The following is a 23,435-nucleotide window of genomic DNA, read 5'->3' as shown; positions in this document are numbered from 1 at the left end:
ACAAAGCGAAGCAATATGCTAGCAAACAAATGAGCTTAACAATCTTCGGATTGTGTTCAACTTTTATTATGAGAGTTTGATCCTGGCTCAGGACGAACGCTGGCGGCGTGCCTAATACATGCAAGTCGAACGCTTCTTTTCTACCGAGTGCTTGCACTCATTTGAAAAGAGGAGTGGCGGACGGGTGAGTAACACGTGGGTAACCTACCCATCAGAGGGGGATAACACTTGGAAACAGGTGCTAATACCGCATAATAATCGACACCGCATGGTGGCGATTTGAAAGACGCTTTCGGGTGTCGCTGATGGATGGACCCGCGGTGCATTAGCTAGTTGGTGAGGTAACGGCTCACCAAGGCCATGATGCATAGCCGACCTGAGAGGGTGATCGGCCACACTGGGACTGAGACACGGCCCAGACTCCTACGGGAGGCAGCAGTAGGGAATCTTCGGCAATGGACGAAAGTCTGACCGAGCAACGCCGCGTGAGTGAAGAAGGTTTTCGGATCGTAAAACTCTGTTGTTAGAGAAGAACAAGTAGGAGAGTAACTGCTCTTACCTTGACGGTATCTAACCAGAAAGCCACGGCTAACTACGTGCCAGCAGCCGCGGTAATACGTAGGTGGCAAGCGTTGTCCGGATTTATTGGGCGTAAAGCGAGCGCAGGCGGTTTCTTAAGTCTGATGTGAAAGCCCCCGGCTCAACCGGGGAGGGTCATTGGAAACTGGGAGACTTGAGTGCAGAAGAGGAGAGTGGAATTCCATGTGTAGCGGTGAAATGCGTAGATATATGGAGGAACACCAGTGGCGAAGGCGACTCTCTGGTCTGTAACTGACGCTGAGGCTCGAAAGCGTGGGGAGCAAACAGGATTAGATACCCTGGTAGTCCACGCCGTAAACGATGAGTGCTAAGTGTTGGAGGGTTTCCGCCCTTCAGTGCTGCGAGCTAACGCATTAAGCACTCCGCCTGGGGAGTACGACCGCAAGGTTGAAACTCAAAGGAATTGACGGGGGCCCGCACAAGCGGTGGAGCATGTGGTTTAATTCGAAGCAACGCGAAGAACCTTACCAGGTCTTGACATCCTTTGACCACTCTAGAGATAGAGCTTTCCCTTCGGGGACAAAGTGACAGGTGGTGCATGGTTGTCGTCAGCTCGTGTCGTGAGATGTTGGGTTAAGTCCCGCAACGAGCGCAACCCTTATTGTTAGTTGCCATCATTCAGTTGGGCACTCTAGCGAGACTGCCGGTGACAAACCGGAGGAAGGTGGGGATGACGTCAAATCATCATGCCCCTTATGACCTGGGCTACACACGTGCTACAATGGGAAGTACAACGAGTCGCTAGGCCGCGAGGTCATGCAAATCTCTTAAAGCTTCTCTCAGTTCGGATTGTAGGCTGCAACTCGCCTACATGAAGCCGGAATCGCTAGTAATCGCGGATCAGCACGCCGCGGTGAATACGTTCCCGGGCCTTGTACACACCGCCCGTCACACCACGAAAGTTTGTAACACCCGAAGTCGGTGAGGTAACCCTTGTGGAGCCAGCCGCCTAAGGTGGGATAGATGATTGGGGTGAAGTCGTAACAAGGTAGCCGTATCGGAAGGTGCGGCTGGATCACCTCCTTTCTAAGGAATATTACGGAAACTTACACATTCGTCGACACTTTGTTCAGTTTTGAGAGGTTTACTCTTATAAATAGAAGTTAATCATTGGATTTTCTTCCTTATTATATGATTCTCTCAAATGAATTGTTCATTGAAAACTGGATATTGAAGTAAAAAGTAATCAAAACAAACCGAGAACACCGCGTTGAATGAGTTTTTTAAGTAAAATAGTTCGAAGCTTATTTTATTGGTGACGCCTCTATCGCTAGAGAAACGAACCAAACAATTGACCGTAAGGTCATCAGGTTAAGTGAATAAGGGCGCACGGTGGATGCCTTGGCATTAGGAGCCGATGAAGGACGGGACTAACACCGATATGCTTTGGGGAGCTGTAAGTGAGCTATGATCCAGAGATTTCCGAATGGGGAAACCCAGCATCTTTTATAGGATGTTACTTTCCAGTGAATACATAGCTGGTTAGAGGTAGACGCAGAGAACTGAAACATCTAAGTACCTGCAGGAAGAGAAAGAAAATTCGATTCCCTGAGTAGCGGCGAGCGAAACGGGAAGAGCCCAAACCAACAAGCTTGCTTGTTGGGGTTGTAGGACTCCGATGTGGTAGTCTGTCAAGATAGTCGAAGAACCTGGAAAGGTTCGCCAAAGTGGGTAATAGCCCCGTAGACGAAATGTTGGCAACACCTAGGAGTATCCTGAGTACGGCGGAACACGAGAAATTCCGTCGGAATCCGCGGGGACCATCCCGCAAGGCTAAATACTCCCTAATGACCGATAGTGAACCAGTACCGTGAGGGAAAGGTGAAAAGCACCCCGGAAGGGGAGTGAAATAGATCCTGAAACCGTGTGCCTACAACAAGTCAAAGCCCGTTAATGGGTGATGGCGTGCCTTTTGTAGAATGAACCGGCGAGTTACGATTGCATGCGAGGTTAAGGTGAAGAGCCGGAGCCGCAGCGAAAGCGAGTCTGAATAGGGCGAATGAGTATGTAGTCGTAGACCCGAAACCATGTGATCTACCCATGGCCAGGTTGAAGGTGTGGTAAAACGCACTGGAGGACCGAACCCACGTACGTTGAAAAGTGCGGGGATGAGCTGTGGGTAGCGGAGAAATTCCAAACGAACTTGGAGATAGCTGGTTCTCTCCGAAATAGCTTTAGGGCTAGCCTCGGAATTAAGAATGATGGAGGTAGAGCACTGTTTGGACTAGGGGCCCATCTCGGGTTACCGAATTCAGATAAACTCCGAATGCCATTCATTTATATCCGGGAGTCAGACTGCGAGTGATAAGATCCGTAGTCGAAAGGGAAACAGCCCAGACCACCAGCTAAGGTCCCAAAATATATGTTAAGTGGAAAAGGATGTGGGGTTGCACAGACAACTAGGATGTTGGCTCAGAAGCAGCCACCATTTAAAGAGTGCGTAATAGCTCACTAGTCGAGTGACCCTGCGCCGAAAATGTACCGGGGCTAAACATATTACCGAAGCTGTGGATTACACCTCTGGTGTAATGGTAGGAGAGCGTTTTAAGGGCGTTGAAGGTCGATCGTGAGGACGGCTGGAGCGCTTAGAAGTGAGAATGCCGGTATGAGTAGCGAAAGACGGGTGAGAATCCCGTCCACCGTATGACTAAGGTTTCCTGGGGAAGGCTCGTCCGCCCAGGGTTAGTCGGGACCTAAGCCGAGGCCGATAGGCGTAGGCGATGGACAACAGGTTGATATTCCTGTACCAGTTGTTTTTGTTTGAGCAATGGAGGGACGCAGGAGGCTAAGGAATGCATGCGACTGGAAGTGCATGTCCAAGCAGTAAGTCTTGAGTAGAGTCAAATGCTTTACTCTATACGGATAAGCTGTGATGGGGAGGGAAATAATAGTACCGAAGTTCCTGATGTCACACTGTCAAGAAAAGCTTCTAGTGAGAAAACAACTGCCCGTACCGTAAACCGACACAGGTAGTCGAGGAGAGTATCCTAAGGTGAGCGAGCGAACTCTCGTTAAGGAACTCGGCAAAATGACCCCGTAACTTCGGGAGAAGGGGTGCTGACTTCGGTCAGCCGCAGTGAATAGGCCCAAGCGACTGTTTATCAAAAACACAGGTCTCTGCAAAATCGAAAGATGAAGTATAGGGGCTGACGCCTGCCCGGTGCTGGAAGGTTAAGAGGATGGGTTAGCTTCGGCGAAGCTCAGAATTGAAGCCCCAGTAAACGGCGGCCGTAACTATAACGGTCCTAAGGTAGCGAAATTCCTTGTCGGGTAAGTTCCGACCCGCACGAAAGGCGTAACGATTTGGGCACTGTCTCAACGAGAGACTCGGTGAAATTTTAGTACCTGTGAAGATGCAGGTTACCCGCGACAGGACGGAAAGACCCCATGGAGCTTTACTGTAGCTTGATATTGAGTGTTTGTACCACATGTACAGGATAGGTAGGAGCCGATGAACCCGGAACGCTAGTTTCGGTGGAGGCGCTGGTGGGATACTACCCTTGTGTTATGAACCCTCTAACCCGCACCACTTATCGTGGTGGGAGACAGTGTCAGGTGGGCAGTTTGACTGGGGCGGTCGCCTCCTAAAGAGTAACGGAGGCGCCCAAAGGTTCCCTCAGAATGGTTGGAAATCATTCGCAGAGTGTAAAGGCAGAAGGGAGCTTGACTGCGAGACTTACAAGTCGAGCAGGGACGAAAGTCGGGCTTAGTGATCCGGTGGTTCCGCATGGAAGGGCCATCGCTCAACGGATAAAAGCTACCCTGGGGATAACAGGCTTATCTCCCCCAAGAGTCCACATCGACGGGGAGGTTTGGCACCTCGATGTCGGCTCGTCGCATCCTGGGGCTGTAGTCGGTCCCAAGGGTTGGGCTGTTCGCCCATTAAAGCGGCACGCGAGCTGGGTTCAGAACGTCGTGAGACAGTTCGGTCCCTATCCGTCGCGGGCGTTGGAAATTTGAGAGGAGCTGTCCTTAGTACGAGAGGACCGGGATGGACTTACCGCTGGTGTACCAGTTGTTCTGCCAAGGGCATTGCTGGGTAGCTATGTAGGGAAGGGATAAACGCTGAAAGCATCTAAGTGTGAAGCCCACCTCAAGATGAGATTTCCCATTTCTTTAAGAAAGTAAGACCCCTGAGAGATGATCAGGTAGATAGGTTGGAAGTGGAAGTGCAGTGATGTACGGAGCGGACCAATACTAATCGGTCGAGGACTTAACCAAAGAAACGAAATAAAAAAGAGTTTCGGAATGTTTGATTACTACTTCAATCCAGTTTTGAGTGAATAATCACTCAACTAAATAGCAACAACACCCAGTGTGGTGGCGATAGCGAGAAGGATACACCTGTTCCCATGCCGAACACAGAAGTTAAGCTTCTTAGCGCCGATTGTAGTGAAGGGTTTCCCTTTGTGAGAGTAGGACGTCGCCACGCTAAAGTGTTGTCTTGGAGGTTTAGCTCAGCTGGGAGAGCACCTGCCTTACAAGCAGGGGGTCGGCGGTTCGATCCCGTCAACCTCCATTTTTTGAGCCGTTAGCTCAGTTGGTAGAGCATCTGACTTTTAATCAGAGGGTCGCAGGTTCGAGCCCTGCACGGCTCATAGAAATATTTTGCGGGTGTGGCGGAATTGGCAGACGCACTAGATTTAGGATCTAGCGCCTTACGGCGTGGGGGTTCAAGTCCCTTCACCCGCATTTTTAGTCTCGTTTTATAACTAGGCGATTATAACGCCGGCTTAGCTCAGTTGGTAGAGCATCTGATTTGTAATCAGAGGGTCGAGGGTTCAAATCCTTTAGCCGGCATCCAGACTGCGGAAATAGCTCAGTGGTAGAGCACCACCTTGCCAAGGTGGGGGTCGCGGGTTCGAACCCCGTTTTCCGCTTAGCCTTTTCAAAACGCCGGGGTGGCGGAACTGGCAGACGCACAGGACTTAAAATCCTGCGGTGAGTGATCACCGTACCGGTTCGATTCCGGTCCTCGGCATTGCTTTGAAGCACTATGAATGGCAATTCTAAAATTGACAGAATAGATGTGACAAGTACGAAGCAGATGAACACATCTGACTTTGATCCTTGCTTTAGCACCCATAGCTCAACTGGATAGAGTGCTTGACTACGAATCAAGAGGTTAGGGGTTCGACTCCCTTTGGGTGCATTATAGCTACGGGAAGTAGCTCAGCTTGGTAGAGCACTTGGTTTGGGACCAAGGGGTCGCAGGTTCGAATCCTGTCTTCCCGATTTTATTTTTGTGGGGCCTTAGCTCAGATGGGAGAGCGCCTGCTTTGCACGCAGGAGGTCAGCGGTTCGATCCCGCTAGGCTCCATTAGTACTTTATTATTTTCGCGGTGTAGCTCAGCTGGCTAGAGCGTCCGGTTCATACCCGGGAGGTCGGGGGTTCGATCCCCTTCGCCGCGATTTTTTTAAGAGCCAAGGACCTTTAGCTCAGTTGGTTAGAGCAGACGGCTCATAACCGTCCGGTCGTAGGTTCGAGTCCTACAAGGTCCATTGTAGTGACGATTTGAATAGTAGTATTTTTTATTTCGGAGGATTACCCAAGTCCGGCTGAAGGGAACGGTCTTGAAAACCGTCAGGCGGGTAAAACCGTGCAAGGGTTCGAATCCCTTATCCTCCTTTGCTAAGAATCACAATGCTTTAGCGTTGATGATGAATTAGTACATGTTAACACCTTTCTATAGTCAATAGGGACTATAATTATCGCGGGGTGGAGCAGTCAGGTAGCTCGTCGGGCTCATAACCCGAAGGTCGTAGGTTCAAATCCTGCCCCCGCAATTGCTTTTAAATATAAAAGCATAGTAACATAAAGTGATGCAATACAGTTACATTGGTTTGGTAGTTCAGCTGGTTAGAATGCCTGCCTGTCACGCAGGAGGTCGCGGGTTCGAGTCCCGTCCAGACCGTTTTAAAGTATTGCGGGTGTAGTTTAGTGGTAAAACCACAGCCTTCCAAGCTGTTGTCGCGAGTTCGATTCTCGTCACCCGCTTTATGGGCCTATAGCTCAGCTGGTTAGAGCGCACGCCTGATAAGCGTGAGGTCGATGGTTCGAGTCCATTTAGGCCCATTTTTTAAATTATTTTCTTGGGGAAGTACTCAAGTGGCTGAAGAGGCGCCCCTGCTAAGGGTGTAGGTCGGGAAACCGGCGCGAGGGTTCAAATCCCTCCTTCTCCGTTTCATAGCGGCCCGTTGGTCAAGCGGTTAAGACACCGCCCTTTCACGGCGGTATCACGGGTTCGATTCCCGTACGGGTCATTTTTTAATATTTATTTCGGAGGATTACCCAAGTCCGGCTGAAGGGAACGGTCTTGAAAACCGTCAGGCGGGTAAAACCGTGCAAGGGTTCGAATCCCTTATCCTCCTTTGCTAAGAATCACAATGCTTTAGCGTTGATGATGAATTAGTACATGTTAACACCTTTCTATAGTCAATAGGGACTATAATTATCGCGGGGTGGAGCAGTCAGGTAGCTCGTCGGGCTCATAACCCGAAGGTCGTAGGTTCAAATCCTGCCCCCGCAATTGCTTTTAAATATAAAAGCATAGTAACATAAAGTGATGCAATACAGTTACATTGGTTTGGTAGTTCAGCTGGTTAGAATGCCTGCCTGTCACGCAGGAGGTCGCGGGTTCGAGTCCCGTCCAGACCGTTTTATAATTTTTGGCGCAGTAGCTCAGTTGGTAGAGCAACGGATTGAAGCTCCGTGTGTCGGCAGTTCGATTCTGTCTTGCGCCATTTGAAAGAAGAAACATGCGGGTGTAGTTTAGTGGTAAAACCACAGCCTTCCAAGCTGTTGTCGCGAGTTCGATTCTCGTCACCCGCTTTTTTTCTTTAAGGGCCTATAGCTCAGCTGGTTAGAGCGCACGCCTGATAAGCGTGAGGTCGATGGTTCGAGTCCATTTAGGCCCATAATTTTAAAAGGCCCGTTGGTCAAGCGGTTAAGACACCGCCCTTTCACGGCGGTATCACGGGTTCGATTCCCGTACGGGTCATGTCTATTGAAGCATTTTGCTATGTGCATAATGTTTTTTTTATTTATAAAATATTTTTATGAAAACGTTGACATTGTTATTACTATAAGGTATTCTATGTTTGTACACAACAAGTGAATATCTGGATAGTGATTGTTTAAATACAAGCTAAACCTAATTTTTCTAAATAAGAAGAGTCTCTTCTTATTTAGAAAGGTTGGGTTTTTCTTTTTATACAATCAAAGGAGTTGGCGTTATGAAAGGAGCGAAAAAATGATTATTCAAAAAATTTTGAATAATAATGTTGTGATTACGTTGGATGTGAATGAACAAGAACAAATTGTGATGGGACGTGGTATTGCATTTAAAAGAAAAATAGGAGACTTTATTGCAGAAGAACAGGTAGATCAAGTGTTTCGTTTAGCAAATCAGGATACAGCATTAAAATTTCAAGAGTTACTGGGAGAGTTGCCATTGGAAGTGATGCAGCTATCTGATGACATTATTAAATATGCAAAAACAAAACTTGGTCCGAAGTTAAATGACACGATTTTTATTTCTTTAACAGATCATCTTCATACAGCCTTGGAACGGATGCGACTAGGAATTGAAGTGAAAAATTTTTTATTATGGGACATCAAGCGTTTCTTTTCAGATGAATATTTTATTGGAAATAAAGCTGTTGAAATGGTTAAAGAAAAATTCGATGTGCAGCTACCGGAAGATGAAGCTGGATTCATTGCGCTACATCTTGTTAATGCTGAAATGGATGAAGAAGTTGGCAATGTTTACGAATTAACAAAAATTATGCAGGAGATCACGAATATCGTTAAATATCATTTTAAAATTACTTTCAATGAAGATTCCGTTTATTTTTATCGTTTTAGTACTCATTTAAAATTTTTTGCTTATCGTTTATTAAATCATAAAGAATTTCGTGATGAAGATGATGGAGAATTATATGAAGTAATCAAAAAAAAGTATCGTAATGCATATAATTGTGTGAATAAAATTGCTGATTTTTTGACTGAACGTTATTCTTATACTGTTTCAAAGGAAGAAAAGATGTATTTGATCATTCATATTGCACGTGTAATACAAACCAATAGTTAGCGAGATTATTAAATATTGATAGATCAGTAATAGGATGAAAGGTGGATAGAAGTAGCGGTTCGGCAAGACCCTTGGATAGTGACATTAAGTTGGCTAAACCTTCAAAAGTAATGTAGTAAAAAACTAAACTTTGGAGGAATAAAAAATGGGAAAATATCATGATTTAGCAGAGAAAATTGTTAACAATGTAGGCGGAAAGGAAAACATCAATAGCTTGACACATTGTATTACACGCTTACGTTTTAAATTGAAAGACGAATCAAAAGCAAATGACGAAGTGTTAAAAAACATGGACGGTGTCGTTACTGTAATGAAAAGCGGTGGACAATATCAAGTAGTAATTGGGAACCATGTCCCAGCTGTGTATGAGGATGTTGTAAGTATTGCTGGAATTTCAGCAGATGCAGAACAAGAATCATCTGGTGGTAATTTATTCAATCGTTTAATTGATATTTTAAGTGGCTGTTTTCAACCATTTCTGGGCGCATTAGCGCTGCTGGTATGGTAAAAGGACTAAATGCTTTACTTGTTTTCTTGAAACTATATTCAGCTACATCTGGAACGTATACGATGTTAAATGGTATTGGTGATGCAATTTTCTATTTCATGCCAGTGATCCTAGGGTATACCGCAGCTAGAAAATTCAATTTAAATCCAATGGTGGGAATTGTTATTGGAGCAGCTCTTTGTTATCCAACGGTTCAAGGAAGCGCATTACAAGCAGCTTTTGAAACAACCGCAGGTTCAGGTGCAACAGCACCCTATAGTTTGTTAGGGTTACCTGCTTATGACACGTTTTTAGGTATTCCGTGGGTAGGTGCTGGTTACACAAGTAGTGTTGTACCGATTATTTTTATTGTTGCATTTGCAGCTCAAATTCAAAAACTCTTCAAGAAAATTATTCCTGAAGTGGTTCAAACGTTCTTGGTACCATTCTTTGTATTATTAATTGCATTACCGATTGGTTTTTTAGTGATTGGACCAATCATCAGTATGTTAACAGATTTACTAAGTGCAGGTTTCCAAGCTTTGATGGGCTTCTCTCCAGCATTGTACGGTGTGATTCTAGGTTTCTTCTGGCAAGTACTGGTTATTTTTGGTTTGCATTGGAGTGTTGTACCACTTGCAATCATGCAAATTACCCAAGAAGGGGCGAGCCAGGTACTAGTAGGTTCTTTTGCGGCAAGTTTTGCTCAAACAGCAGTTGTTATGGCAATGTTCTTCAAATTAAAAGATGCAAAAATGAAAGCTCTTTGTCCACCAGCAATTATTTCGGGAATCTTTGGTGTAACAGAGCCAGCCATTTATGGTATTACTTTACCTAAAAAAACGCCATTCATTTTTTCAATGATTGGTGCAGCAGTTGGTGGATTATACTTGATGATTAACAGTGTTACTTCTTATACAATGGGTGGATTAGGAATTTTCGGTGTTTTAAACTTTATTAATGGCGATAACGCAAGCGGAATGATTCATTCTTTTGTAGCTATTTTAATTGCTATGGTTATTGGTTTTTCATTAACCTTCTTCTTTTGGAAAGATGATGCTGTAGTAGAAGAAATTACAGAGAACAAAAAAGTACAAAAAGCAATCAAAGAAGCAGTTTTAAGTCCAGTTAAAGGACGTGTTTTACCCTTAAGCAAAGCAAGCGATCAAGCATTTGCGCAAGGAGCTTTAGGAAAAGGTATTTTGATTGAACCTACAGAAGGCGTAGTAAGAGCACCATTTGATGGCACTGTGATGACCCTGTTTCCAACTCTGCACGCAATTGGCTTGATATCTGATCAAGGCATGGAGTTACTGATTCATATTGGAATGGATACCGTTCAACTAGAAGGAAATGGATTTGAAGGGAAAGTAGCACAAGGCGATAAAGTGAAAAAAGGACAAGTGTTAGTCACTTTTGATATTGAAGCGATTCAAGCTGCTGGCTATAGTGTAGAGACACCAGTTATTGTGACAAATACGGATGATTATTTAGATATTGTAGAGACACAAGAACGTGAAGTTACCTCAAATGATACGTTGATTACTGGTTTAACTTAAACATAACAGATAAGAATGAAGCTTGCGGTGAACCTTGATTGGTTTTACTGTAAGCTTTTAAAGAAAGGGATTTTGAAATGGCATTTAGAAAAGATTTTTTATGGGGCGGCGCAACAGCTGCCAATCAATGTGAAGGTGGCTATAAAGAAGGCGGACGTGGGTTAGCGAACGTAGATCTAGCACCTGTTGGACCAGATCGTTTTCCAGTGATCACAGGCGAGAAAAAAATGTTTGCGTTTGATGAGGACCATTTTTACCCAGCTCAAAATGCGATCGATATGTACCATCGTTATAAAGAAGATATTGCACTATTTGGCGAAATGGGTTTTAAGACGTACCGGTTATCGATTGCTTGGAGTCGTATTTTCCCTCTAGGAGACGAAACAGAGCCGAATGAAGAAGGCTTGCAGTTCTATGAGGATTTGTTCAAAGAATGCCGCAAACACAATATAGAGCCCCTTGTAACCATTACGCACTTTGACTGTCCAATGCATTTAGTAGAGAAATATGGCGCATGGCGCAGCCGTGAAATGGTTGGCTTTTATGAGAACTTATGTCACGTGATTTTCAACCGATACAAAGGCTTAGTAAAATATTGGCTGACCTTCAATGAAATCAATATGATTTTACACGCACCGTTTATGGGCGCTGGTCTTTACTTTGAAGAAGGCGAAAACAAAGAACAAGTCAAATATCAAGCGGCTCACCATGAGTTGTTGGCAAGTGCAATCGCAACAAAAATTGCGCATGAAGTCGATCCAGAAAACCAAGTGGGTTGTATGTTAGCGGCAGGCACAAACTATGCCTATACTTGTAAACCAGAAGATGTTTGGGCAGCGAAAAAAGCGGATCGTGAGAATTTCTTCTTTATCGATGTGCAATCTCGTGGGGAATACCCAGCATATGCACTGAAAGAGTTAGAACGTGACGGGATTGTATTACCGATTGAAGAAGGTGATTTGGAACTACTGAAAGAACATACGGTAGACTTTATTTCATTCTCTTACTATTCATCTCGTGTGCAATCAACAGATCCAGCAGTCAATGAAAAAACAGCCGGCAATATTTTCGCTTCAGTGAAAAACCCATATTTAGAAGCAAGTGAATGGGGTTGGCAGATTGATCCGTTAGGATTGCGTGTGACAATGAATGACTTGTACGATCGTTATCAAAAACCATTATTTATTGTTGAAAACGGCTTAGGTGCTGTTGATACACCAGATGAAAATGGCAATGTGATCGATGATTATCGAATCGAGTATTTAGCAGCGCACATCCAAGCGATGAAAGATGCGGTAGAGCTAGATGGCGTCGACTTATTAGGGTACACAACATGGGGCTGTATCGATCTTGTCTCTGCCGGAACAGGCGAAATGAAAAAACGCTATGGTTTTATCTATGTCGACCGCGATAATGAGGGAAATGGGACCTTGAACCGTTCGAAGAAAAAATCATTTGATTGGTACAAAAAAGTGATTGCGACGAATGGAGAAGATCTGAACAACGAATAAAAAAGGAGACAATCAAATGAAAAAGATAGGAAAACTATTAGGGGTTTTCATAGTAAGTATGTTAGTAGTGGCAGGATGTGGTAATGGTAATACTAAAAAAGAGGATACCTCAGTTGCTAAAAAGACACCAGAAGAGTTGACTTTGTATATTGTTCGTCATGGTAAAACAATGCTAAATACAACCGATCGAGTTCAGGGCTGGTCAGATGCAGTTTTAACGAAAGCCGGTGAAGAAGTTGTAAAAGCAGCAGGTGTTGGATTGAAAGCAGTCGATTTCCAAAATGCCTATAGTAGTGACAGTGGTCGTGCGATTCAAACGGCAAATCTAATCATAAAAGAAAATGAAAAATCATCCGACTTAAAAGTTATGACAGATGAACGTTTAAGAGAATTCAACTTTGGCACATATGAAGGTGATTTGAATCACACTATGTGGCAAGATATAGCGGACGATCAAGGAGTAACGTTAGAAGAATTTTTGAAAAATATGACGCCAGAATCGTTTGCTAATAGCGTAGCTAAATTAGATGCTAAAAATGTAGAAGAAGCTAAAGTCAATTGGCCAGCGGAGGACTATAAGACGATCACTACTAGACTTAAAGCGGGGATAGAGGATATCGTTGAAAAAGAAATGAAGAATGAAGGCTCAGGAAATATTTTGATTGCTTCGCATGGTTTAAGTATTTCTGCATTACTTGCTACCTTATTCGATGACTATAAAATACCCGAAGGTGGTTTAAAAAATGCAAGTGTCTGTACTGTGAAATACAAAGATGGAAACTATACTTTAGAAAAAATCAATGACTTAAGTTATGTTGAAGCAGGTCAAAAAAAATAGAAGAACAGTTGAACAATAACTAGCTTGTTTAGTTCAATCTTATTCAGACAAAATTCGATCAAAGAAACCATTTTGATCGAATTTTGTGTATAATAAGAACAAAAAGAAAGAAAAGGGATAAAAAATATGGTGACTATTACAAATTTTCGTGATATCGGTGGTATCCAAAATAAAGAAGGGAAACAAATTAAGAAGAACGTATTTTTAAGGTCAGGTGAGTTGTCTACATTATCGAAAGATGATGAGCAACGTTTGGAAACAAAATACCGTGTAGGTAAGATCATTGATTTAAGAAGTGAAGCTGAAGTCGAAGAGCGTCCGGATATGTCTATTCCAAAAGCAGAATATATCCATATTGATATTTTGGAAGATATTCAAGATGAAGGAGCATCAATTGAAGATTTTGTTAAAATCGGCTCCCCTGAGAAATCAGCTGCTTACATGGAAAAACTTTATACTGATATTGCTCTGAATCAGACATCACAAAAGGGCTACAATAAATTTTTTGAACAAATCTTAACGTTACCAAAAGAAGAAAGTATTCTATTCCATTGTTTTGCGGGGAAAGATCGTACTGGGATTGCTGCACTGCTGGTATTAGAAACGCTTGACGTACCAAGAGAGGCTATTTACACTGATTACTTATTAACTAATAATTTAAGAAAAAAAGAAAATGCAATGATTTTAGAACAAGCGAAAGAAGCCGATTTAGAAGGAGCGAATTTAGAAGCTTTACATGTTGCTTTAAATGTAGATAGCAGTTATTTAGATAATTTTTATCAGACCGTTGAAAAGCAATACGGGGATGTTTCGACTTATTTAAAACAAGCAATTGGAATTGATAAAGTGACGAGAGAAGCATTCAATAACCGTTTTGTTGATTAAAGATTATTGAAATAAGAGGGACTAGTTATGATGAAAAGTCAGCATATTGACCTATTGAATCGATGTATTGAAATTTCCCGTAGTGCTCGCGAACATGGTAATACACCATTTGGGGCATTGCTTGCGGACAAAGATGGAATGATTCTTTTAGAACAGGAAAATATCGAAATCACTGAAAATATCTGTACGGGGCATGCAGAGACTACATTGGCAGCAAAAGCATCACAAAAATATAGCAAAGAATTTTTATGGGAGTGTACATTGTATACTACTGCTGAACCATGTGCGATGTGCACTGGCACAATTTATTGGGGAAATATTGGTACAATTGTTTATGCAATGACTGAAAAACGTTTGTTAGAACTAACGGGTGACAATGAGCAAAACCCAACGTTTGACTTACCTTCGCAAGAAATAGTGAATCATGGCCAAAAAAACATCCAAGTCATTGGCCCTTTTCCAGAAGTTGAACAAGCAGCGCTTGCTGTTCATCAAGGATACTGGAATTAAAAATAGAAATCATTTATAGAAATGTGGGGCAAAACTTGGTTTTAGCGTTGCTCCACATTCTAACGTTAGACAGTTTATCTAACAAGTTAGATAAACTGTCAGAATTTTCAAAAATGTTATTGACTTATTGAAAAGTAAAGGTAATAATGAATAAAATTACATACAAAAGTATAGGGAGTTGCTGTAAAATATGATCATTAAACCATCACTACCTCAAGAAATGACAATTTTTTTCGATGCAGAAAATCAACCAAATGAAAAGGTTCAAATGGGTGTAGTTATCCTACAACCAGGAGAAAAAAGACCATTAGAAGGATTTGCTAGACATGACCAAGATGAATATTCTTATGTTGTTTCGGGTGAAGCGCATACTATTTTAGAAGACGGCCAAGACTTGGTAGGAAAACCTGGCGATGCTCAGTTGATCGAGGCAGGAGAAGGGCATATCAATTATAATGACGGGGACCAAGCAGCAGTGGTTGTTTGGATGTTAGTAGAACGCGCATAAAACAAATATAAGGGAGAACGATATGAAAAAAGTAGTCAAATCAATTATTGGTCTAACGTTAATACTGACCATTATTTCGGGATGTTCTAGTGGTAAAGAAGCAAAACAAGCAAAGGAAACAGCACCGTTAAACTTAATGTCACCTTCAGAATTAACGACCTTGGATACATCCGTTATGTTGGATTTTCCAGATGCAATTGTTCAAACCGCAGCATTTGAAGGGCTATATGCACTAGATGACAAAGATCAATTAATTCCGGCAGCAGCAAAAGAAATGCCTGAAATTTCTCAAGACGGTAAGACGTATACGATTAAACTTAGAGAAAATGCTAAGTGGAGTAATGATGATCCCGTGACCGCAGCAGATTTTGAATATGCTTGGAAAAAAATGATCGATCCTAAAAATGGTTTCGTATACAGCTTCTTAGTTGCAGATACTATTTTAAATGCTGAAGAAATTTCAGCTGGCAAAAAGTCAGTGGATGAACTTGGTGTAAAAGCAATTGATGATCAAACGCTAGAAGTGAAACTAAAAGAAGCAAAACCTTACTTTACATCAGTTCTTGCTTTTCCAACATTTTTCCCTCAAAATCAAAAATTCGTTGAAAAAATGGGAACGGATTACGGAACAACGAGTGAAAATGTTGTGTACAATGGTCCATTTACTATAGAAAACTGGAAACAAACCGATTTAAGCTGGGATCTCAAGAAAAATGAGAACTATTGGGATCAAGCAAATGTGAAATCAGATAAGATCCATTATGAGGTAGTCAAAGAAGCTTCAACAGCATTAAATCTTTTTGAAGATGGACAGCTGGATGTAGCAACAGTAACTGGAGAATTAGCAAAACAAAACCAAAGTAATCCAAACTATCACTCTTATCCAACAGCAACTATGAACTATATCCGCTTAAACCAAAAGCGTAAAAACAAAGAGACACCGTTAAAAAATGAAAACTTAAGAAAAGCGTTAGCACTAGGAATCGATAAAGAAAATCTAGTGAATAATATTATTGCCGACGGATCAAAACCATTGTACGGCGCCGTAACAGAAGGGTTCGTAAGTAACCCGAAAACAGGCGTAGATTTCCGAGAAGAAGCTGGTGATTTAATGACCTACAATAAAGAAGAAGCTTTGAACTATTGGGAACTAGCTAAGAAAGAATTAGGCGATAACATTACTTTAGATTTAATGGTAACAGATGATGGTTCTTATAAAAAAATGGGCGAAAGTCTTCAAGGTAGCTTAGAAAAACTACTACCTGGTTTAACTATCAACTTAACCGCGTTACCAACTGAAACAGCATTGAATCTTAGTCGTGAAAGTGACTATGATATGTTCTTGATTTACTGGACACCAGATTATCAAGACCCGATTTCGACACTAAACATGTTACGGACTGGAAATGATCGTAATTACTCAAATGTTAAATATGATACTTTGTTAAATGATGCATCACAAAAATACGCGACCGATATAGAAAAACGCTGGAAGACTTTGATTGCCGCTGAAAAAGAAGGAATTGAAGAGACGGCAGGAATGATTATTATAAGCCAAAATCAGCAATCAGTTTTACAAAATGAACAGATTAAAGGGGTAAACTATCACACTTTTGCTGCACCATTAACATTAAAAAATATCTATAAAGAATCGAAATAACAGTCCAAAAAAAGGTATGGAACAAAAAATCACTTTTGCATCATACACTAAATGCGAATAAATACTTCTGTCCTAGCCACTTTTAGTCTAAAAATTTGGTTCATTGTACGATAATTGAAGAAATGCTATCATAAAATCAAGTAGAAAGACAAAATAGTTTAGGAGTACAACATGGAACAACACCAAGCAACTGAGAATGAGTACAATCAGCTCGTTGAAATATGGGAAAGGTCGGTTAAACAAACCCATGATTTTCTAGACATTGAAGATTTTAAAACAATAAGGAAAGAACTACCGACCTATTTTCCTCATCTAGATGTATGTGTTTGGACAGAGGGAGACAAGATCATCGGCTTTTCTGGTGTGGATGGTAATAAATTAGAAATGCTTTTTTTAGATCCACTTCATATTGGAAAAGGATATGGCAAGCAAGTAATAACGAATTTACTTAAGATGAAGGACATTCAATTGATTGATGTTAACGAACAGAATCAGTCTGCAAAAGCATTTTATCACGTAATGGGATTTGAGGAATATGCACGAAGTGAAGTGGATGATGCAGGTAGACCATATCCAATTTTACATTTACAAAGAAGTAATAAGGAAAAGTGACATTTTCCTTATTACTTCTTTCTATTTCACGAATGAAAGTCTAAAGAAGAGAAAAACTGTTCATTTAATGGTTAGATAAAATCTCTTCCTTTTGAGCAATATAGTTTAACCTCTACAGACTAATGTGTATAATCTAAAGTAACGGCTTTTTTATCTGATTTATAATAGATTAAAGTAACTAAAAGTATTCTTTTAGAAGAAACGATTAAAACTTTATTAATAATAAAATCAAAAAATAATAATGTTCAATTGATGTTGAACTAAATTAAAATGACTCGATTTCCCTTGTAAACACTGGGTGATGGGCTTTTTTTTTATTTTAAAGTAGAAAAAAAATAGACAAAGGAATGAAAAAAATGACAAAAAAATTTCATTTTAATAGCATATTACTTGATATAAGAACTCGAGAGATACTATAATGGAGATAAGTCAGCGTTTTTAGCTGCTTAGTTATGGGAGGAGAGAGCATTATGTATAGTTATACGGATATGATTTTGTCAGTAATGCAACGAGTTGAAGTCTACAATGAGATTTTTAATGCCATTTCTAAGGAAGTACAAGAGAACAGCTGTAGCCAAGCCATTAACAGAAGGGGTAAAGATACTTATTTATTTTGCCGCAGCAATGTTAACCGGTTCTTTGTAGAAGAAGCAAGTTTTAGAAAAGAATTAGTATTTTATGGCGAAAAAGAAGCAACCAAAATCCTGTTGGAGGGCTTAGATACTTATAAAGAAGGAATCTACTTTTGGCTAGAAGCATTGAATGACAAATGTGAAGTAGTTGATGAAATCAAGTACACACGTGGATTAAACAGTACTAAAAGTTCGTTTAGATTGATCAATCAGGCTTGTAAGGAAGCATGCGGTGGTATCCAAAGTGCGCATAGTGTTCATAAAATGTAGTGATGTTTAGTCAAAGAGAAAAAAATAACCGAATATAAGCAGATAATAAATATTTTGTAAAATTATTTTGTGAACTATCAAAAATTATAAGGATTAAAATAAACTATAGAGCTTTAATTGTTTAGCGTTTGAAATTTTTTTGATTATTTATTTGGAAAATCCCAAAACTAGTATACATCTAGTCTTGGGATTTTTTTATTTCTATATTATCTTTAAGAACTTTATCGATTAAAGGATCTAATGCAGTCTCAATTCTATGAGCATTCTCAAAATCTATATGTAAAAATACCGATTGAAAAGAGTTCTTGCAATTAAGGTTGTTCCGGTTGCGTGTAATCTAATTAAAAAAATGGTCATTTGAGGGAGGAACAAGGTTTTCTCCATAAGGCCCTAAAACAAGATAGGTTCACTTTGTTGTATACTCATCAAGTGTTCAAATTCCATAAAATCCATCGCTAATAAATTTCCTTTTTTTCACTAAAATGAGTTAGTAATCGTTCAATCGGTTTGTTTCTATTCCTTTTTTTACCGCCCTAATGTTTACAACATAATGCTAGAGGAGATGAGTTGTCTTTTAGAAAGTGTTTCTACATCAAAACTTTTATCAATAACTTTCCAAAAAAAAAGTAGAAAAATTAATAAGAATCGATAGGTTATTCACATAATTCTCAAAAATTTATGTTATTTATCAAAAATATGATAAATAAAAGAACTAAATTATGTAGACTTGATAAATAAAATAGATTAAACTTATTTTAGTTTTGTAAGTATATCTTTAATATATCTTATTTATAACTTTTCAGATATAGAAAAGTATGTGATAAATAAATTATAACGATCAGAGCAATTCATTTAATAACAAAATCGTAAAGGAGAATTCCGAATGTACAACATAGGATTCGTTTTGGCTGGTAATACAGATGAACAAAAATACATAGATTCATTAAAAAGTATTCAATTGGACGTGCATCCAGTTAACAAAGATGAAGCTGCTGAAACTATAGGGAATTATGATGGAATCATCATCAATGAACAACAAGCACAAAATATTGGTATGATCTGTGAATTGATTATTCTATTGAAGAAAAAACAGGATACTTTTATATGGGTGATTTCAGAGAGAGAAAATAAAATGAATCACATTGTTTATTTACAGCTTGGTGCAGATGGAATAATAGACAATGAATGTGCTCCAGAAGAGTGTCAACTTATGATAACAAATGCTCTTAATAGATACAAAAATGCGCATCAAGTTAATGTAAAACGCACGGAAAAAGTGAGTAACGACTGTCAGTTCCAACTACGACCATGTAATTTTAGCGTTATATTAAATGGAATTGAAATCAATTTGACCAAACTTGAATTCAAAACAATTGAATTTTTACAAACACAGCAAGGCGTAGCTGTATCTTATGAGGAAATTTACAAAAATGTTTGGGAGAACGATGGAAATGATAAACAATACCGTGTATCGAATTTAATTTTTCATTTAAGACAAAAAATTGAAAAAGATGCGGCACATCCTGAATACATTAAAACTGTTCGTTCAAAAGGATACAAGCTATCGATGTAGTGCTATTTACTGAATGAATTGAATCTGTCATGGCGGTTGATCGGATATGTATTACGACAATGACGGTGACAAAAGAATCAAGCGAAATATGTTTTCTCTTTTTCAAGCCAACTGTTGAAAACATAAACAAAAATAGAGAAAATCAGTGTGCTTTTTGTCGACATCCAGGTAGAGAACAGCCATTCTCTATGGAGCGTTGAACAAAAGCGTAACACTAATTTTCCCCTGCATTGTGAATGTATCAAAAAATGGAACAATTGGCAAGAAAAATAGAAATAGATTGTGCGTTCTTCTAAGACAGACGTACAAAAAAATTATTAAGGGAGGAGTTGAGAAGATATGAAAATCGGAAAAAAGTCTTATTTTATTGGACTAGCTTTTGTTCTATTCAGTATTTTAGTGGTTGTTTTACTTAATAACTCCACTCAAATTAAAGCGTCTGAGGAACCTTCGACAGAAAATAGAGATGCTTCTACTTCACCAAAAACAGAAGCAGATTTGCATAACCAAGAGAATATTACTGTGCCACAAATGGAAGCATACATGGATGGAACTGCTTATCAATCGGTTGAGAATAAATCAAGCAATAAAATCACTGGTAGCATGACAAATGAAGAATATCAGTCCCAATACAAAACGTTAAATGCTCAGCAAAATGATGAGTGGAATGCGAAATACAATTTTCGTCCAGAAACAAAAGTAGTTCATGTAGCAAACTGGACAACTTTTAGAGCAGCTTTTGAAGATGATTCAGTTTCTAAAATTATTTTGGATGCAGACATTTATTATGGTACCGCTATTCGTATTTCTAGAAAAGAATCTCTTGAGTTAGATGGACAAGGTCACTTACTAGAAATGATCAATGGTTCTCTTAATGTCGATGGTGTTACCTCTCTAGCAACCTTTGGTAAAGCCTTTTCCGATGTGCCTGTTTTTCATATGCACGATATTCAAGTTGCCAATAATACGGGATATGGTGCTTTAGAAGGAAACTTAGGAACTGCTTGGGCCTTTATCAACGGAAACGGTCAGTGGGGACCAGGAGTAAATTATGGTCAACAACGTGGATTGTGGCGCTATCGTATCGGGAATGTTTACACACCCTATGACAAAAGTAAGAAAAGTAGTAACCAACGTATTGGTGGTCGTTTGATTAATGGGAATCGTGCAGAAATCAGTATTTATGGATATAACACTGTAGTGACTGGTGCTGAGAATTTTTATACTGGCGGCATCACGTATGATCCATCGACTTTTTATAAAGGAACAAATGCTTACTATGATTACTCCGTTGTTTGGTTCATTTCAAATACTGGTGTTGATGATAATGGAACAGTTACTGGTACTAGAAAATTTGATATTGGTGATAATAGTTTTGTTTATCTAAATTATACAGCTAGTGGGACGAACTATCCTGCTGTTTACAACATGTTTGATGAATTGAACGTTGGTAAAAATGCGACGTATAATGCGAATATGCCAGGTTCAGCTGCTTATTTCAATGTCGATAATGCTAGTTTTACGGCTGAAGAAGGTTCGACAGTCAACTTACTTTCTCGAGCTGGTAGTCGAGCAACTGTACAATCAGGTGCGGTAAACGCGACAGGTGCAGGATCACAAGCCAACCCTAAAAATACGAAATATGAATTTAAACCAAAATCAAATGTCTTTATTGTTGGAAATAACAATGGTGGAGTAATTGCTTATAACTCAACAAATGGTGGCAATCAATTTATATTTGATAGTCCTGAATCATTTGATATTCGGAATTCATTTAATAGTACAACGACAACGAATGCCTTTTTAGGTGATACAACATCAAATAGGGGAACAAATAGTTTCCAGATAAAAAACTCCGATATATCGGTTTGGAACAATCAAGTGGGGATAGATGATGCACCGACGTATGATTATTCAAACGTAACTGATTTTACTGTAACAAATTCATCAGCAAGTGGAGGCGTTACAAGTTCCGATCCAGCTCTTCAAAGCCAATTCACTCGTCCGAATTACAAACGTATTTCCGGAATGAACAGTACACCTGAATTGACGTGGACCCCGGTTACAGATGCTGATTTTGACCAACAGACACGTATCTTGATAGGTTACACAGCAGTTGGTGGAAACGATCCGTTTGACGAAGATGGTAATGCAAAAACAAAACCCGTTTATGCAGATAGCATTCGTAAGGCTTATGTCGATTTCACTGATACTTTGGGAAATACTTATACAGGAACAAGTACCGATGATAACTATGTCCATTGGAAAAAAGCAGATCATGAGATACCTGGCTTTCAACTTGCTCAAAAAGACATGTTTGGAACGCCTTATCGTGCATCGTACGTCAATAATATTTTGACTCCATATAGAATGGGGGAAAAGACCCCCACAACTGTAATTGATGTTACGCCACCAGAACCAGCTATTGTGACTGGCGATAAAGTAACTAATGGAATGAAGCAATTGATTGGGAAAAATGCTGAACCAAAAGCGAAAATCTATGTTGATATCAATGGTACACGTCAAACAAATGTAGGGTCAGTCAATGATGATGGTACATGGGCATATAATTTACCTAGATATTTAAACACAGGCGAAACCGTCCAAATTTTCTTAGAAGATAATGCTGGCAAAATTACTGAGACTCTAGATCCAGCAGCACCTTCAACTAATAGTGCTAATGGAAATATCAATCCGGCAACCGAAATGAATTATCGTGATGCAACCTTCAAGCCTGCAACGAAATATAGTGTAGAAGACGGACTTCCAGACAATCCATTAATGGAAAAAACTGTTGTTTCTTCTGGCGATAAAACAACCCAAGTTGGTGATATTCTAACGTATACATTAACAGCCACAAATGGAAAAAATGCTAGTCTAGATGCTGTTTGGAATAAAGTAACGGTAAAAGATACGATTCCAGATGGATTAAAATTTGATCCAGAAACAGCAGACGTTACGATTAATGGCAAAGTGGCAGCAGAAACTGACTTTACCTATGACGTCGATTCTCACTTGTTGACGGTTAATGTCGGAAACTTGAAAGCGGGAGCTTCTGCAGTTGTAACCTTTAAAACAGAAGTTCAACAATCTGCAGTTGGTAAAGTGATCAATAACGTTGGGATAGCAACTGGTTTTTCACCAAGAGAATCTGGGGAATTTATAGAGGGACCTGATGATCCTAGCCGAGCGCATGATGTGTTCTCTAAAGAGGCAAACGTTGATAATCCAGGAGGAAGTATTTTTGGTATTCTGGAGCTTGTTTCAGCGCCTAAAAATATCAACTTTGGAGCAACTACGTTCAGTCCTAAAGGAACAAAAATCAATAATCCTTCTTATGAAGGAGAAGATCTAGTCGTGAAAGATGGCCGTGCTGTTCAAGAAACATGGACATTGAATGTACGTTTAGAAAAAGAATTAGCCAAAGTCGATGAGCCAGATGTCTTTATTCCAAGAGCGATTCGTTATGTACACAAAAATGATGAAATCACGTTAATGGGTGCATCACAACCAATCATATCACGTAAAAATGATAATAATGATCCATATAATATCAGTAGTACTTGGTCACCAGATGGTGATGGATTCAAATTAAATGTTGATTCTGGTCAATCAATAGCTTCAGGTAAATATGAAGCCACAATCGTTTGGGAATTAGTTGCAGGACCACCATCAGAAAATCCATAAAATAGGAGAG

The 23,435-nt window shown here is 40.1% G+C and carries 11 protein-coding genes, 25 tRNA genes, 3 rRNA genes and 1 pseudogene; all 40 read left to right on the top strand.

What is annotated here, in order from left to right:
• Positions 1–64 precede the first annotated feature (64 nt).
• The 40 genes and pseudogenes from AC1PU0_RS14560 to AC1PU0_RS14365 all read left to right on the top strand — a co-directional run bounded on the left by AC1PU0_RS14560 (position 65) and on the right by AC1PU0_RS14365 (position 23,425).
• A 16S ribosomal RNA gene (locus AC1PU0_RS14560) occupies positions 65–1,626 on the top strand.
• Positions 1,627–1,909: 283 nt separating this feature from the next.
• A 23S ribosomal RNA gene (locus AC1PU0_RS14555) occupies positions 1,910–4,821 on the top strand.
• A 95-nt stretch (positions 4,822–4,916) separates the two neighbouring features.
• Positions 4,917–5,032, top strand: a 5S ribosomal RNA gene (gene rrf / locus AC1PU0_RS14550).
• The 16S, 23S and 5S rRNA genes sit together here with 25 tRNA genes alongside, the layout of an rRNA operon.
• A gap of 14 nt (positions 5,033–5,046) precedes the next feature.
• Positions 5,047–5,119: transfer RNA gene (locus AC1PU0_RS14545), tRNA-Val, on the top strand.
• A 6-nt stretch (positions 5,120–5,125) separates the two neighbouring features.
• Positions 5,126–5,198, top strand: a tRNA-Lys gene (locus AC1PU0_RS14540).
• 12 nt (positions 5,199–5,210) lie between these two features.
• Positions 5,211–5,292: transfer RNA gene (locus tag AC1PU0_RS14535), tRNA-Leu, on the top strand.
• A 35-nt stretch (positions 5,293–5,327) separates the two neighbouring features.
• Positions 5,328–5,400: transfer RNA gene (locus tag AC1PU0_RS14530), tRNA-Thr, on the top strand.
• Between the two features lie 8 nt (positions 5,401–5,408).
• Positions 5,409–5,480 (top strand) — tRNA-Gly (locus AC1PU0_RS14525).
• 15 nt (positions 5,481–5,495) lie between these two features.
• A tRNA-Leu gene (locus AC1PU0_RS14520) sits at positions 5,496–5,581 on the top strand.
• Positions 5,582–5,678: 97 nt separating this feature from the next.
• Positions 5,679–5,752: transfer RNA gene (locus AC1PU0_RS14515), tRNA-Arg, on the top strand.
• Positions 5,753–5,761: 9 nt separating this feature from the next.
• A tRNA-Pro gene (locus AC1PU0_RS14510) sits at positions 5,762–5,835 on the top strand.
• A 12-nt stretch (positions 5,836–5,847) separates the two neighbouring features.
• A tRNA-Ala gene (locus AC1PU0_RS14505) sits at positions 5,848–5,920 on the top strand.
• Between the two features lie 18 nt (positions 5,921–5,938).
• Positions 5,939–6,012 (top strand) — tRNA-Met (locus tag AC1PU0_RS14500).
• A 16-nt stretch (positions 6,013–6,028) separates the two neighbouring features.
• Positions 6,029–6,102 (top strand) — tRNA-Ile (locus AC1PU0_RS14495).
• Between the two features lie 37 nt (positions 6,103–6,139).
• A tRNA-Ser gene (locus AC1PU0_RS14490) sits at positions 6,140–6,229 on the top strand.
• A gap of 84 nt (positions 6,230–6,313) precedes the next feature.
• A tRNA-Met gene (locus AC1PU0_RS14485) sits at positions 6,314–6,387 on the top strand.
• Positions 6,388–6,441: 54 nt separating this feature from the next.
• A tRNA-Asp gene (locus AC1PU0_RS14480) sits at positions 6,442–6,515 on the top strand.
• Positions 6,516–6,527: 12 nt separating this feature from the next.
• Positions 6,528–6,598: transfer RNA gene (locus AC1PU0_RS14475), tRNA-Gly, on the top strand.
• 4 nt (positions 6,599–6,602) lie between these two features.
• Positions 6,603–6,676, top strand: a tRNA-Ile gene (locus AC1PU0_RS14470).
• A 19-nt stretch (positions 6,677–6,695) separates the two neighbouring features.
• Positions 6,696–6,783, top strand: a tRNA-Ser gene (locus AC1PU0_RS14465).
• Positions 6,784–6,792: 9 nt separating this feature from the next.
• Positions 6,793–6,864 (top strand) — tRNA-Glu (locus AC1PU0_RS14460).
• Positions 6,865–6,882: 18 nt separating this feature from the next.
• Positions 6,883–6,972 (top strand) — tRNA-Ser (locus AC1PU0_RS14455).
• A gap of 84 nt (positions 6,973–7,056) precedes the next feature.
• Positions 7,057–7,130: transfer RNA gene (locus AC1PU0_RS14450), tRNA-Met, on the top strand.
• A 54-nt stretch (positions 7,131–7,184) separates the two neighbouring features.
• Positions 7,185–7,258, top strand: a tRNA-Asp gene (locus AC1PU0_RS14445).
• Positions 7,259–7,271: 13 nt separating this feature from the next.
• A tRNA-Phe gene (locus AC1PU0_RS14440) sits at positions 7,272–7,344 on the top strand.
• Positions 7,345–7,361: 17 nt separating this feature from the next.
• A tRNA-Gly gene (locus tag AC1PU0_RS14435) sits at positions 7,362–7,432 on the top strand.
• Positions 7,433–7,444: 12 nt separating this feature from the next.
• Positions 7,445–7,518, top strand: a tRNA-Ile gene (locus AC1PU0_RS14430).
• A gap of 11 nt (positions 7,519–7,529) precedes the next feature.
• Positions 7,530–7,601 (top strand) — tRNA-Glu (locus AC1PU0_RS14425).
• A gap of 252 nt (positions 7,602–7,853) precedes the next feature.
• Entirely contained in the window at positions 7,854–8,693 is an 840-nt protein-coding gene (licT, locus tag AC1PU0_RS14420; RefSeq protein WP_206850613.1) for a BglG family transcription antiterminator LicT, read from the top strand.
• Between the two features lie 145 nt (positions 8,694–8,838).
• Positions 8,839–10,739, top strand: a pseudogene (locus AC1PU0_RS14415) (beta-glucoside-specific PTS transporter subunit IIABC).
• Positions 10,740–10,816: 77 nt separating this feature from the next.
• Complete coding sequence (locus AC1PU0_RS14410; protein ID WP_479998508.1) at positions 10,817–12,250, top strand: 6-phospho-beta-glucosidase; 1,434 nt, start codon at positions 10,817–10,819, stop codon at positions 12,248–12,250.
• Positions 12,251–12,266: 16 nt separating this feature from the next.
• Positions 12,267–13,088: a histidine phosphatase family protein gene (locus tag AC1PU0_RS14405; protein WP_206848941.1), complete on the top strand. Its 822-nt coding sequence runs from the start codon at positions 12,267–12,269 to the stop codon at positions 13,086–13,088.
• Positions 13,089–13,214: 126 nt separating this feature from the next.
• The gene (locus tag AC1PU0_RS14400; protein ID WP_206848943.1) at positions 13,215–13,973 is read left to right on the top strand and encodes a tyrosine-protein phosphatase; all 759 of its coding nucleotides are present in this window, start codon (positions 13,215–13,217) and stop codon (positions 13,971–13,973) included.
• Positions 13,974–14,000: 27 nt separating this feature from the next.
• Positions 14,001–14,483, top strand: coding sequence for a nucleoside deaminase (locus AC1PU0_RS14395; RefSeq protein ID WP_479998507.1), 483 nt, complete (start codon positions 14,001–14,003; stop codon positions 14,481–14,483).
• Positions 14,484–14,673: 190 nt separating this feature from the next.
• Complete coding sequence (locus AC1PU0_RS14390; protein WP_069653570.1) at positions 14,674–14,991, top strand: cupin domain-containing protein; 318 nt, start codon at positions 14,674–14,676, stop codon at positions 14,989–14,991.
• Positions 14,992–15,013: 22 nt separating this feature from the next.
• On the top strand, positions 15,014–16,651 hold the full coding sequence (locus tag AC1PU0_RS14385; RefSeq protein WP_206848947.1) for a peptide ABC transporter substrate-binding protein: 1,638 nt from the start codon (positions 15,014–15,016) through the stop codon (positions 16,649–16,651).
• A gap of 171 nt (positions 16,652–16,822) precedes the next feature.
• Complete coding sequence (locus tag AC1PU0_RS14380; RefSeq protein WP_206848949.1) at positions 16,823–17,263, top strand: GNAT family N-acetyltransferase; 441 nt, start codon at positions 16,823–16,825, stop codon at positions 17,261–17,263.
• Positions 17,264–17,733: 470 nt separating this feature from the next.
• Entirely contained in the window at positions 17,734–18,165 is a 432-nt protein-coding gene (locus AC1PU0_RS14375; RefSeq protein ID WP_111247593.1) for a hypothetical protein, read from the top strand.
• Between the two features lie 883 nt (positions 18,166–19,048).
• Positions 19,049–19,738: a winged helix family transcriptional regulator gene (locus tag AC1PU0_RS14370; RefSeq protein ID WP_206848951.1), complete on the top strand. Its 690-nt coding sequence runs from the start codon at positions 19,049–19,051 to the stop codon at positions 19,736–19,738.
• Between the two features lie 339 nt (positions 19,739–20,077).
• Entirely contained in the window at positions 20,078–23,425 is a 3,348-nt protein-coding gene (locus AC1PU0_RS14365; protein WP_206848953.1) for an isopeptide-forming domain-containing fimbrial protein, read from the top strand.
• Positions 23,426–23,435: the final 10 nt, after the last annotated feature.

The sequence above is a fragment of the Enterococcus sp. XAF26B05_ASV22 genome (assembly GCF_056727285.1).
The sequence above is the reverse complement of the archived record's forward strand: the minus strand, read 5'-3'. Positions and strand labels throughout refer to the sequence as shown.

Excerpts from the sequence above, each read along its gene's own strand:
- AC1PU0_RS14370 (WP_206848951.1), top strand. The coding sequence starts at position 19,049 with ATGTACAACATAGGATTCGTTTTGGCTGGTAATACAGATGAACAAAAA.
- AC1PU0_RS14395 (WP_479998507.1), top strand. The coding sequence starts at position 14,001 with ATGATGAAAAGTCAGCATATTGACCTATTGAATCGATGTATTGAAATT.
- licT (WP_206850613.1), top strand. The coding sequence starts at position 7,854 with ATGATTATTCAAAAAATTTTGAATAATAATGTTGTGATTACGTTGGAT.
- AC1PU0_RS14410 (WP_479998508.1), top strand. The coding sequence starts at position 10,817 with ATGGCATTTAGAAAAGATTTTTTATGGGGCGGCGCAACAGCTGCCAAT.
- AC1PU0_RS14380 (WP_206848949.1), top strand. The coding sequence starts at position 16,823 with ATGGAACAACACCAAGCAACTGAGAATGAGTACAATCAGCTCGTTGAA.
- AC1PU0_RS14400 (WP_206848943.1), top strand. The coding sequence starts at position 13,215 with ATGGTGACTATTACAAATTTTCGTGATATCGGTGGTATCCAAAATAAA.
- AC1PU0_RS14390 (WP_069653570.1), top strand. The coding sequence starts at position 14,674 with ATGATCATTAAACCATCACTACCTCAAGAAATGACAATTTTTTTCGAT.
- AC1PU0_RS14375 (WP_111247593.1), top strand. The coding sequence starts at position 17,734 with ATGTATAGTTATACGGATATGATTTTGTCAGTAATGCAACGAGTTGAA.
- AC1PU0_RS14365 (WP_206848953.1), top strand. The coding sequence starts at position 20,078 with ATGAAAATCGGAAAAAAGTCTTATTTTATTGGACTAGCTTTTGTTCTA.
- AC1PU0_RS14405 (WP_206848941.1), top strand. The coding sequence starts at position 12,267 with ATGAAAAAGATAGGAAAACTATTAGGGGTTTTCATAGTAAGTATGTTA.
- AC1PU0_RS14385 (WP_206848947.1), top strand. The coding sequence starts at position 15,014 with ATGAAAAAAGTAGTCAAATCAATTATTGGTCTAACGTTAATACTGACC.